Below are 12,645 nucleotides of genomic sequence, written 5' to 3' on the forward strand. Positions count from 1 at the left end.
GCCTTGCGGGCATTGATCGTCGTCGTGTTACCGGTGGTGTGGCAGGCAGTACTCGCTGGCAGGCCCGCCGCTGACCACGTCAGGTTGCCGGCTCCGTCGTACCCCATGACCGTGGCACCGGTTTCAGGCTCCACCGAGCGACACAGTTCCTGGTTCACGTTGTAGGCGTAGCTGCGGGTGAGCGCGACCGAGCCATTCGCGTTGCGGCGCTTGAGCGCCGTGACCTTTCCGAAGATGTCGCGGTGGATCTCGGTGAAGGCGCCCTCGGGATGGTTGATGCCGCGAGGAAGGTCGTAGGAGGGTTCGTCGAAAGTCTGGTAGAGCGTGGTCAGGGTCTGGTGGTTGCGTGGATTGGTCACCCGGGTCTGGAATCCTGCCAGGTACTCGGTGGTCGTGGTCAGCTGGCCCGTACCCTCCCAGTCCTGCCGGACCTGGGTGACGCGATCGAGCGCGTCGTATACGGTGTGCGTACCCTTTAGTGTCTGATCAAGATAAGACGTTGTTCCATGCACACGTGTGGAATAAGAACGAAATGATGGACGTCCAGCGGCGTCGTACCGGATGAAGGCGGCTGACACAGTGTTATTTGGATCGCCAAGATCAAGCGTCTGCTCAACGACTGGACGCCACAAGGCATCGTAGAACACGATCTTCCTGCCATTCCCGGTAAGCATGGTTCTGCGCCAGTGCCCGGTCGGCAGACCGTAGGTGCCTGCGTGTCCGCCCGAAAAGTCTATTGTCGTCTCGGCCCACTTTGATGTGTTGCAAACGTTCGCCTGGGTCTCGGATGGGTAGGTAATCTTCTTGACTCGTCCCATCAAATCGTGGTCATAGCAGGTCTTCGAGTTCATTTCGTCATTGATCGACCTGATCCAGCCGTTGTCGTCGACAACTGCTGTTTGCGTTGCGCCCGAGGGGGCTTCGGGCGTTGCCGGATACTTGATCGACTGCGGGATGCCACGTTTCCAACTCGACAGGGTGGTAACGTTATTGTTGCCGTCCGCGATCGTCTTGAGCGTCCCCAGTTGGCCAGCAACGGCAGTCTCGTAAGAGAACGTCTCCTGCGGCTTGCCGAAGCTGTATGTCTTCGAAGGCATGGCCTTCCACCCATAGTCGACCTGTGAAATCACAGAGTCCGCTTGGCCGTCGCATGCGTCATGGGCTGGAGCAGAAACGGCACAGGTGGTCTTCTTGACCTGGCCCAGGACGTAGGTCGCGAGGTCGTCGTGGTACTCGATGACCTCGGTGCGGCTATAGGTCTGGGCGTTCGCCACAGGAATCACCGACATGACAGACAGGCACGCAACCAACGCGTACCTGCAGCGAACGAGATAGTCCATGTCTCTTCCTTGTTCTGTCGTGGGCGCACGAGCGGAGCATGCGAGCCGGGCGCGCGCCGCTCCACGTCCGGATTGCCGGTGCGGCATTGCCGCTCCTGCGCCGTGCCGGCGGCGCGGTGCGGTCCGGCGAGCCTTGGTCGAAGTCGTCATCGGCAAGTCCTCGGGCCGCGCTACGGGTTGGGTGCGCTGCTGCGGGTGACCCTGGTCGGCCGACCCAGCGCGTCGAGACACCTGCCGGAGCAGGTGGTGTCGACAGCCCATCTGAACTGCGTCGCCTGCAGCACCTTGGTGGTGCTCAGCTTGGGCCGCAGGAACGTGGCCGGAACCCGATCATAGGCGTCTGGAAAGAAGCCGATGAGCTTGGGAAAGCCACCAACCACGGCCCCCGTGGCATAGGTATGGGTCTCGCTCTGCAGGGGCTGCGCCTGCGGGGTGGCGGCACGGGTATGGGAGAGCAGCAGGCCTTCGTCGACGGCGTAGGTGTTGCCGAAGGTATACGTGTCCAGTGCACCGTCGGGCCCAAGCACCTTGGTCCTGGTCGTTCCATTTGCCATTGGCGCGAATCCGATGTCGGACTGGTAGCTGTATTTCCAGATCAATGGCGTCAGGCCAAGGCCCGTTACCTTTTTCCCGGTAAGGGCGTACCTGTACCCCCCCAGGAAATGGCGCGGAACTTGATTAGATGTCTGGCCCGGCGCGGAAGCGCCGGGGGAGTAACAGCCATGGATCACTGCCGAGCGGCCCAGCAGCACAGGGCCGATCCGAAAGACCGCGCGCGCGCCAGAAGGGGAGTCGACGGTGTACCCGGTAAAGTCCGTGTCGCCTACCGTAGTAGCGTCGGGATTGACGCGCTGTGTCCACGACAGGTCATGGCACGGCTGCATGATTGTAGGCGCCGGGGGCGAACGTGACGCCCCGGAATATCGCCAACTCGAAGAATCAGGGTTACGCACTTCGATGAGTGGCATTGTAAAAAGGGGTACAAGGGGGTGGAAGGGGCTGATCGCCGGATCTGTCCCATAGACGTACAACCATGTACGCCCGTTTGCGGTCACGGAAGTCAAGTAGCCGTTGACATATGCAATGTCGATGACTCTGCCGTCGCTCGACTGGATCTTGTCGAGCTTGACGGCTTCATTGCTCTTGTTCGAGTACGTATAAGTCACCCAATTGCCGAATCGATCTTCGACACGGGTCGGGTATAGCGCCAGCGTTGCTTGCTGCAGCGGCACTTCCACTATCTGGCCACTGGCCGTGTTGTACGCGGTAGATTTCGACGGGAGGCTGCTTTCCAAGGCCATCCAGTCGAACCAGTACTTGGTCCCATCGGGACGGACGACCAGATAACCCTCTCCCCGGCCGAAGATTTGCTCGGACGAACCATTGGGGGCGGAGATGTTGCGGTTCTTCAGTGTCGCGATGCACGACGCAGCGTCGTGACTGGTCGTTACCCACCGGTAAGGGCCGCCCGACGACGGAACCGGCATATTTTCAAACGTGGAGTAGTAGACAAGAAGGCCCCCGCCCCCTTCCGGATAGTGGACGGTTGGAGGATTCCAGAACATATGCGCACGGAACGCATCTGGATACTGCTGACCGGGTGGCGGCTCCACGAATCCGCGTTGCGTGACCGAGCAGTTCATGCTGGGCCGGCTGGAATCGGAGGTGATCCACCCCACGGCGGCGTCAAACGTGCCTTCGATCTTGGGCAGACTGATTGCCCAGTCGCCCAAGCGAGTTGCAGGATAGGCGAAGGCTTGGTCGTTGATGCGCTTCAACGTGTCCGTTGCGACCAGAGTACGCCTGAACTCAACCGCGAGCTTGTTGTTGCCAGGAATGTCCACATCGACCACGTTGAATGTGAGTGAGCCGCTCTCGATGCCGTGCTGGTCTCCGAATTCATTTCCCGGGATGGTCTTGTTCCGGTCCTGGCGTTTGAGCAATGTGTCGTAGCGAAGGTCGACGCCTTGCACGGCCGACTGGGCGAAGCAAGGCGGGGAGACAGTCAACACGCCGAGGACGATCCAGTACTGGATGCGTGACCCGTTGGTTGACCCGTTCTTTCTGTACTTGGTTGCGGTTGTTTTCATGGTCTTGTCCACGCGTTTGACAGCCCAGCCGAATCCGGAAGAGGCGGAGTTAAGTCTGGGGCTGACTAAACAGGCCAACAACTGCACTCGAATCGCCCCGACGAATCTGGTGAAAAAGAACAGCGGCATAAATCTCTTGCCATACTAGAAATGACCTCTGTCCAGAGCTTCCCTGGCGCTGACGTTTCCGCAGAGGCAGGCATGTGCTTCGCCGGCCGTCCGGACAGATCGACCTCGGTCGCAGTGACTTGGGCTTGCGCCGCCATCGCTCGCGCTCTGGCCCTTCCGCTCGTGCGCGAGCGAAGTCAACGCTGACGCGGACGTGGCGCGATGCCGGCATTCGGATTTGTGTCGAGGCTCGATGGTCAAGCGAGGACGTGGAGTGCCTTCGGTGCAAACCAGGGCCAGCACAACAGTATTTAATCTCGAGCCGGATCGCTTCGCGCGCGGCCACCGTCCACGACGGGCCGGTTTGTCGGGCCAACGACCCGAGCCTCCATGACAAGGCATGCGTCCCCCAGATATCCGTTCTGTCCCTCCGCCATCCCTGGCTCCCCCGAGGGGATGGCGCCATGCGTGCCAGCGGATCATGCGCCAACTCCTATCCGCGTACAAGCATCTGACAATCGGGCCGAATGCGAGACGACGAACGGTAGGTCCGCCTCCGTACGGTGAACGTGTCCGCGAACTTCGAACGACGAGTCATCAACAGGTGCCGCAATGTCGGTCGGCTAGGTCCGCTGCCGTACTGACGATGACGTGCCGCTTGACTGGTCGAATACCCTGCGTCCCTGCGTCTGGTCGGTGAGGCGCTGTAATGACCCAGCGGCTTCTGCATCCGCTGCACCGTGTTCTTGTTCATATCCAGAAGCTCGGCCACAGTCCGGTAGCCGAACGACGACTCGGCCTCGATCAGCGCCTCGATCGGCTCCGCCAGCTCCGCTCGGACCCTCTGCGGCGCCTTGCTCGGCTGGTAGTACATCGTCCGCCTGGCTAGCCGAACCAGCGGCACAGCTTCACCATAGAGACTTCGAATCCATCCTCCCGCAGTCCCCGCTGGATCGAGACCATCAGGTCTCGTCCTTGCCCAAAAGGGACGCCATTTTTATTCGGGTGCGCAGCTCCAGCATGGCCTCGCCGTAGGCTTCCTGCAGGTCCTTGAGCTGCCGTTTGTACTGCGCGGAAATCATCACGTCTTACCCTATCCCGCTGCTTTCGCGTCGACCAAGCGCTGAGAAGTCGCGACGACTCCTATAAATTCGAAGAGAATTTTCTTGTGATTTGCAGGAGATCTTCCATACCCGCGTACCGAGGAGATGCTCCGGGGCGGCCAAGACGACCAATCGGGCGTCCACGCCCTGTTCCCTGCGCCGACGGTCCAAGTTGCCAGCGGCCTCGGAGCATGTAATATCCCACCAAGGACGATGCCAAGCAGACACGGAGTCCGCCATGAGCGCGGCACACGCTTCGAAGAGTGCATTCCTCTACCGGGAGATACGACGGGCGCTGCAGGCGGGACACTATGTGCCGGGGCAGCGAATCGACCCGGCCACGATCGCAGCCGAGTTCCGGACCAGCCTCACCCCTGCACGCTACGCGCTGTATCGGCTGGTCGGGGAAGACCTGATCGCCGACCATGGGCGTGACGGCCTGCATGTGCCACTGCCCACCGAGTTCTCGCTGCACCAGTTGTACGACTGGATGCATCGGCTGCTGCTGGCAGCCTTCGAGATCGGCTTTCCGCAATGGACGCACGAAGACGTTCGTGAGGTGGACCTCTCGCCCGACGACGACCTGGTCAAGCGTACTTGGCACCTGTTCGACGCGATTGCCTCCGCGACGGGCCACGTTCCCTTGCATAGGACCGTCCGGCGCACCAACGATTGCCTCGCGCCCATTCGCCGTCACAAGCAGACACTGCTTCCGGACGCGTTCGAAGAGTTGTCGGAACTGATCCTGCACTGGCGGCGGCGTGACATCGACGCATTGCGGTTGGCGTTGAAGCGCTATCACGACCGCCGCATGCAGCTCGTGCCGTGCATCGTCGTCCTGCTGAACCGGAAGGCGCGCGATCTGCATTGAGCGTTCCGGCCGGCGCTGCCGCGCCTATCACGAGCGCCCGCCTAGAAGCCCCGTGCGACGCGCTGTTCATCAAGGGTGGATGAACTTCGTCACAGTTGCGCGTCATTCTCAGAGTACACAACGATAATCATTTGAGAATCACTGTCTTCGGTCTCTACGCTGCGTCGGCCATGGGATGGCCATGGCGCAACTGCAGGAGACGGAGATGAACAAGACGAACGACAACAATGCGCGTGATTCGCTGGAAGGCATGATCGATCTCGGTGTGGCCAGCGTCGAGACCAAGGGTCCTCTCGGCCCCCAGGAAGGCACGGGCGAGGGCCGTCCGGTGATCCCCGGCATTTCTGACGAGTGAGGGTCATGAGGGCGCGCCTCTGGGCGCGCCCTTCTTCATGGAGTCGACCATGCCATACGAACTTGCCGACCACGTGTCCTGCTGCGACGTCGATGACCGAACGGTTTTCCTGGACGTGGCACGCGATCGCTATTTTCTGCTCCCGCCTGCACTCGAGGCGGCCTTCCGGGCACTGCAATCCGGAGGTCGACCACCCGAGCGGTACCGCCTTTCGCTCGTCGCCTCAGGACTGCTCGTAGAAGCCAGCAGGGCGACACACGCGAGCGAGTCCCTTCCACTTCCGACCCGGAGTGTTCTCGAACAGGCCGAAGCCAGTGCCGACGCGCGACCCAGCCTTGCAGCCGTCACTGAAGTGCTCGTTTGCGTCTGCCTGATGCGTCTGCGGCTTCGCACAGAGCGCCTCCAGAAGATTCTCGCGAGAGCGTCGGGACGGGACAGCAGAGCAGTGCCACCCCTGATTGCCGACGCCGACGTTTCCGCCCAGGACCGGCTAGCAACCGCCTCGGCCCAGTTCATGTTGGCACGCCGCTATGTACCCATAGAGAGAACTTGCCTGCTCGATTCGCTGTCCTTGGTCCGCTTTCTCGCGCGGCGACAGCTCAGAGCGGCCCTTGTCTTCGGTGTCACCCTGCATCCCTTCGCCGCACATTGCTGGGTGCAGGCAGGGGACCTGCTCCTCAACGAAACCCTGTCGGACGCGAATACATACACACCGATCAGGGTAATCGGGTGAACGTGCGATTCTTGCTGCTCGTCGGAGGCAACATCCCGCTTGCACTCAGAGAGGAGGACATACTGGACGCCGGGCTCCGGCGCACGTTCTCCCACAGCTCGGTATCCTTGTGGTCGACGCCGGAGACACCCACGGTCGAGATCTCCGGCCACGGCATCGTAGTGGGGCTGCTCTTCGATGCGTCGGGGCGACCCGTCACAGATCCCGGCTCGCTGCGGAACACGGCGGACGGGCTCAACCGGCACCTACTCCGAGACTACTGGGGCGAGTACGTTGCGGTATCGATCGGGTCCGGAGATCGGGGTCCGATGACATTGCTTCGTGATCCTTCCGGCGGTGTCCCGTGTATGTACGCGGTCTCCAACGGGCAAGGATTCGTCACCTCCGACATCTCTCTCGCGGTCGACCTCGGGCTGTATCGCAGGCAGGTGGACTGGCATTCCATCGTGCACGGACTCCGCTTCCCATATCGCCGGACCGAACGCACGGGCCTGCTCGATGTCCACGAGCTGCTGCCGGGCTGTGCCCTGGAGATCGGCTCCTCGCGCACATCCGTCCATACCGAATGGTCGCCATGGAGCTTCGTGCAGGACGATGCGAGGCATCCCGACCCAGAGTCTGCAGGCGATCACATCCGTGACGCGGTCTCGATCGTGGTAAACGCGTACGCTGCGGCCGACGATCGATTCGTGGTGCAACTGTCCGGCGGCCTGGACTCCTCCATCGTTGCCTCTTGTCTCCGCGGGACGAGTGCGCAGCTATTGTTCGGCTCCCTGGTCATGCCGGTCGCGGGCACAGATGAACGGCCCTATGCCAGGCTGGTGACGGAGTCGATGGATCGGGACCTCCTGTCCGTGCCCGTTGGCTTCGAGGACGTGCGCATCGACTTTCCCGTTCCACCCTCTTCGGCGGTACCGGCGACGGGCATGCTCCAGCACGCCACCTCCACCGCATGGGATAGCGTCGGTGCTGCAAACAACACGGGCACGTTCTATACCGGAGGTGGAGGCGACAGCATCTTCTGCTATCTCCAGACTGCTGCCCCTGCCGTCGATGCCTATCTGGAACGTGGGATGGTGACCACCGCGATCGCAGTCAGGGATCTTTCAACGCTTCACGGGTGCACCGTCTGGAAAGCAGGACGGTTGACCAGAAAGAAGCTCGGGATGGTCCGGCGCGGTGTGCGACGTGGCTGGAAGGAGGATCGAACTCTTCTGAGCACGCAGGCGCTCGAAGGACCGGAGCTAGCTCACCCCTGGCTCGACCCACCGCCGCGGTCGCTCCCGGGCGACTGCGAGAAGATCCACGACCTGATCGGTACTCAACTCTACATGCATGCCACGGCGTCGCCGCGCCGACGCGTCAGGCGCCCACTCCTCTCCCAGCCCGTCATGGAAGCGTGCCTGAAGGTGCCTACGTGGATGTGGATCGCCGGTGGCCGCGATCGCGCCGTCGCCCGCGATGCCTTCAAGGGGACTGTACCCAGCGCCATCCTGGCGCGTAGGAGCAAGGGTTCCTACGCGGGTTACCTGGCGACTGCATACGCGCGGAACAAGGCCGAGATCCGCGAGTTCCTCATGGGCGGCGAACTGCGAGCCGCCGGCCTGCTCGACCCGCATGCGATGTCCGAGTTCCTTGCGTCCGAGTTCGCACCGCGCTCAATGGCGTTCGTACGTGCCTTCGACCTGTGCACTGCCGAGAACTGGGTGCGCAATCAGGCCTAGCGACTGGTCCAGTCCCCTGCCGTACGTCTCCGGTCCCTCGCGGCCTTCATCCGTTGCCAAATCAGATACTGATCCGCCTTCCGAGGATCGGGATCCTTGTAGTCCTGAAGCCAGAACCGGAACCAATCGACGTTGCGTTCGTACACGGCGATCTTGTGTCTCGGCTGGAACTTGATGTGCGCCTCGTCTGGAAACACATACAGATCGCCCAGCTCCCTGCGTACCAGCGGAAGCGCGTAGTCCAGCATCATCCTGTACTCCTGCTCGGGCATCTGAAAGAGGAGCGGCGTGCGGATTCGATCGACATGGAATGCCGGCGAAATCTCCCGCCAGCGCTCCGGCGTTTCCTCGAGCGCGCCAAGTTGCCAGGATTGCTTCATGCCGCTGCGGAACCCATCCCGCAGACTGTTGAACAGGTAGTAGGTGGGCGTCGCGGAGACGCCGCTGATCGACGCGGCTGTCACGATGTCCGAGTGGGCAACCGTCCACATGGTCACCTCGCTGCCGTAGCTGAGACCGCCCATGCCGATCCGCGTGAGATCCACGCGCCCTTCCGCAGACAGCTGGGCCACCACACTCTCCAGCGCCGCACGCCCCTGGTCGTGCCGAGCGATGAAGTCCGGACTCGCCCCCGGCAGCGCATTGATGCAGAGCGAGCTGATTCCGACCTCGGCCAGCGTGGCAAGTGGCCACTCGTCCCCCACCCCGCCACGCAGGAAACCATGGCAGTCGTAGTAGGTCGCGAACAATGGCGGCGACCCACTCGGCCCGCGCTTCGGTGTCTCGAACAGGTGACCGGTGAATTCGCGCCCCTGTTCATCCTTCCAACGGATCACGCGCGCAGGAACCGTAGCGGCGATGTCGGCGTCCAGTCCCGCATTCGGCGCGTACAGGATCCGCCGCTCGCCCGTTGCCAGGTCGATCGTCTCCAGCCGCGGCGGGCGGTCAGCCTCGGCGGCCACGCAGACCATCAGTTCCCGTGACAAACCGCACGGGATGTCCCAATAGCGTTGGCTCCCACGCAACAGGCCGTCGGCCACAACGATCGGGCGGACGCTTCCGGTGCGGACGTTCCACGCCCGAATGGACTGGACACGGCCCATGCGACGACGATAGTCCGTCTCGGTGAAGATCACTTCGTCGGTTCCCGGGCGCCAGACGATGTCGCTGATGGCCCGATCGCGGCACGCGTCGGCTGCGCATGCCACATGGCGGCTGTCCCCCGGATCGGACAGCATCGACAACACGGACCCCGATCTCTCCGTCGTCCCTGTGCCGGGAGCGGGCACGGGCGTCAGGACAGCGACGCGCCCGTCCTCCGGGTGGAGCGCAATCCTCAACGGTTCTGCCGCATCACGGTTGAGCGGCGTGATCGTCGCAGGCGACGCCTGCAGGGGCGGCGCGGCCGCGTCCCGTGCCGTCCTGGTGGCAAGGTCCACCGCCTTCCACCTGTCCGGCGCTGCCGCCAACAAGGGTCCGGTCGCAAACCAGTCGTTCGTGAACCGTTGCGTGGCCGGCTGGCCCTCCACGTGGGCGGACCGCACCAGGCCCGCGCCGATGAACACGGAGGTGTCGATCCGTACGCCGCGGTCGTACTCCCGCCCTTCGGCCGCCATCACATCCTCTCGCGTTGCGCCCACGCTGTACCGCAGCACGCCACCGCCTTCGTCCAACCGGAAGTCGCGCACGTCCGCCGGGTCGAAGGTCACCGGTTCGGCATGGGACCCGTCGGCGGCCGCACGCCAGACCGAGACCCGCCCGTCCAGGCGGGCCCGGTAGTAGATCCAGCGGCCATCCGGCGACCAGCGGGCCGGCGACGGGAGGACCTGGCCGTTGACGTGCTGGCGTAAGGGAACGCCGCCGTCCGCCACGCGTCGCGGTGGCGATGCGCCGTCGAGGTGCTGCACGTACCAGGTCGTGTCGTAGGTGTTGCGTTCGATCGACGCCTGTTCCACCCGGAACGCCACCCGCCGACCATCCGGGGAGATCGCTGGATTGCCGATGTCCGCCAATTCCAGCAGGCGTCGTGGCGAGACCACTTCGGCCCAGGCGGGAAACGCCGCGCCCAGCAAGAACAGGCCCGCGACAGCGATTCCCCGGTTGCCGACTCTTCGCGCAGCCCTGCGAACGATCGCAGGGGGGGTTGGCGCAGCAGGCAGGCGAGCACGCGCATCCATCGCCCGCCCTACCAGCGCTTCGCGATCGACACGCTGACGAAGCGTCCGATCGGCGAATAGTTCGTGGCGTCGTACGGCACGAAGCTGGCATTCCTCACCGTATACAGCGGCGGGTCCCGGTCCAGCAGATTCTGCACGGACAGACCCAGCGTGATGCCCGGCCAGGTACGCGGCTCATGATTGAGCGTTGCATCCCATGTGGTGAACGAGGCGGTCTTCTCCATTCGCGTCGCCAGGCGGTTGATCACTCCAGCGGTGTAGTTCGCGAAGCCCGCCGCGGTGAACCCGCCGGACGACCAGACCGCTCCCAGGCGGGCGTTGACCTCTGCCGGGTTGAACACCGTGCCGGACAGGTCGAACTCCGGCTGTCGGGCACTGGTCTTCTGCACGCTGTCGAGCCAGCTGGCCGAACCACGCAACGTCAGGCGGCCGGGCCCCACATCGAAACGGTAGGTCCCCGACAGGTCGACGCCTTTGATTTCCTGGCTGGCCGCATTGAGGAACTGGCTGGAGACGATCGCCACCACATTGGCCGGATCGTAGGCAGTGCCCGACAGGTTGTAGAACGCACTGTCGTACACCGCCAGCAGGTCGGCCTGCTGCGCCGGCGTCGGCGACAGCTGCACGAACTCCGCGTAGGCGGGGTCGCTCAAGGCCACCTGATAGTTGACCGGTACCACCACGCGGTCGGTGTAATCCACGCCGAAGGCCGTCAGCTCCACCTCCAGGCCCAACACGGCCTCGGGATGCAGGGCGATCGAAGCCGTCCACGTGCGCGCCCGCTCGGGGGCCAGATCCAGGTTGCCGCCCCACGACATCAACACCGTGGCATCGGCCGGATATCCTTCGCCTCCCGTATCGGCCGCCGACCACAGGTACGCCATCTTGTCCTGGTAGCGCTGCGAGGCGGTGGGTGCCTTGAACGCGCGGCCCCACGATGCCTTCAGCGTCACGTCCCGGCCCGGGCTGTAGACCAGGCCCAGCTTGGGCGTGGTGACGCGGCCAAAACTCTCGTAGTCCTCCGTGCGCGCCGCAGCGTTGAGCTCCAGCCGGCGGATGCCCGACACCCCGGCGGATGGCGACACCAGCGGCAGGCGCAGCTCCGCATAGACATGGCGCGCGCGCTCTTCGCCGCCATATCCCTCGCCGGTCAGCTCTGAGCGGTTGATGAAATCATCCTCCCGCATGCCCACCCCCGCTGCCAGCCGCGCGGTATCGCCGCCCATGGAGAACAGCGGACCCTCCACACCAAGCTCGTAAGACCGGTGCCGGTTGTAGAGTCCCGTCCGGGACCCCAGGCGCGATTCGGACCCGGTCACCACGTGCCGCTCGTCGATGGCCTCGTTGCGTCCGTGCGCCGCGCCCAGCGTCATCGACCAGTCTCGTGCCAACGAGACCTCGAGGCTCGGCGCCACCAGCGAGACCGACGCGTCCGGCGTGTTGCGGACATGGCCACCCGCCTGCGGGTAGTACTTGGTGGTCTCCCGCTCGGTCCGCAATGCGTCCAGGCGGAACTCGGCCCGCTCGCCAAGGCCCTGATGCAGGCTGACCAGACCGCTGCGCGTGTCCCAGGTGTTGTAGATGGTGTACGGCTCTTCCAGGTGGCGGGTAAAGCGGCGCTGGTCGGCACGGATGGGATCGGCGGACGCATCCTTCAGGGCGACGATGGCCCCGCCCGTTGACCACGTGCTGCCCGCGGTCGCGGTGTACTCGCGGGTGGCCAGGCCGCCGCCGGTGGCGGCACCATGGCGTGCGCGTACCGCCAGCCCGTCGAAGTCGCGCACCAGGATCACGTTGGCGACGCCACCCACCGCGTCCGAGCCGTAGAGGGCGGACGCCCCGTCCGGCACGATGTCCAGCCGCTCGACGGCCTCCACCGGGATCGCACTGATGTCCACGGCCTGGGCAAACCCGTCGTACGCCAGGCGCCGGCCGTTCAACAGGGTCAGCGACGCATCCGCGCCCAGGCCGCGCAGGTTGAGCGCAGATCCGCCGGACACGTCCTGGTGACCGGCGCCACCGGACGTGCCCATCACGCCCGGGTTCTGCCCGCCACCGAAGTTCTGCGGCACGCTGCGGATCACCTCGCCCAGGTCGGTGAAGCCCTCCTCGCGGATGTGCTCGGCGCCGATGGTGATCACCGG

The 12,645-nt window shown here is 64.0% G+C and carries 8 protein-coding genes and 1 pseudogene; 4 read left to right on the plus strand and 5 right to left on the minus strand.

All coding sequences use genetic code 11. The features are described 5' to 3' along the window. The 3 genes and pseudogenes from JMO03_RS05145 to JMO03_RS21355 all read right to left on the minus strand — a co-directional run. Positions 1–1,340: pseudogene (locus JMO03_RS05145) on the minus strand (RHS repeat protein); the annotation flags it as partial. 170 nt (positions 1,341–1,510) lie between these two features. Beyond that, positions 1,511–3,442 carry a hypothetical protein gene (locus JMO03_RS05150; RefSeq protein ID WP_202841037.1) on the minus strand — a complete coding sequence of 644 codons (1,932 nt, stop codon included), beginning with the start codon at positions 3,440–3,442 and terminating at the stop codon, positions 1,511–1,513. 1,058 nt (positions 3,443–4,500) lie between these two features. After that, on the minus strand, positions 4,501–4,623 hold the full coding sequence (locus tag JMO03_RS21355; protein WP_273544225.1) for a hypothetical protein: 123 nt from the start codon (positions 4,621–4,623) through the stop codon (positions 4,501–4,503). 256 nt (positions 4,624–4,879) lie between these two features. Between JMO03_RS21355 and JMO03_RS05160 the strand changes: the two genes are divergently transcribed. From JMO03_RS05160 to JMO03_RS05175, 4 genes are all read left to right on the plus strand, one after another. Next, positions 4,880–5,512: a GntR family transcriptional regulator gene (locus JMO03_RS05160; RefSeq protein ID WP_202841039.1), complete on the plus strand. Its 633-nt coding sequence runs from the start codon at positions 4,880–4,882 to the stop codon at positions 5,510–5,512. Positions 5,513–5,717: 205 nt separating this feature from the next. Next, positions 5,718–5,867 (plus strand): benenodin family lasso peptide, encoded by a 150-nt coding sequence (locus tag JMO03_RS05165; protein WP_202841041.1) that lies wholly within the window; start codon positions 5,718–5,720, stop codon positions 5,865–5,867. A 49-nt stretch (positions 5,868–5,916) separates the two neighbouring features. Continuing rightward, positions 5,917–6,600 (plus strand): lasso peptide biosynthesis B2 protein, encoded by a 684-nt coding sequence (locus JMO03_RS05170; protein ID WP_202841048.1) that lies wholly within the window; start codon positions 5,917–5,919, stop codon positions 6,598–6,600. After that, positions 6,597–8,324, plus strand: coding sequence for an asparagine synthase-related protein (locus JMO03_RS05175; protein ID WP_202841050.1), 1,728 nt, complete (start codon positions 6,597–6,599; stop codon positions 8,322–8,324). Before JMO03_RS05170 ends, JMO03_RS05175 begins: the two co-directional genes overlap by 4 nt. Here JMO03_RS05175 and JMO03_RS05180 read toward each other — a convergent pair. Both JMO03_RS05180 and JMO03_RS05185 read right to left on the minus strand, forming a co-directional pair. Further along, positions 8,321–10,396, minus strand: a complete 2,076-nt coding sequence (locus JMO03_RS05180) for an Atxe2 family lasso peptide isopeptidase (protein ID WP_238345916.1) — start codon at positions 10,394–10,396, stop codon at positions 8,321–8,323. The genes JMO03_RS05175 and JMO03_RS05180 overlap by 4 nt on opposite strands. 113 nt (positions 10,397–10,509) lie before the next feature. Continuing rightward, a partial coding sequence (locus JMO03_RS05185; RefSeq protein WP_202841059.1) for a TonB-dependent receptor occupies positions 10,510–12,645 on the minus strand: 2,136 nt, incomplete at its 5' end.

Origin of the sequence: Luteimonas saliphila, from assembly GCF_016774335.1 — a bacterium.
GTDB lineage: Bacteria > Pseudomonadota > Gammaproteobacteria > Xanthomonadales > Xanthomonadaceae > Luteimonas > Luteimonas saliphila.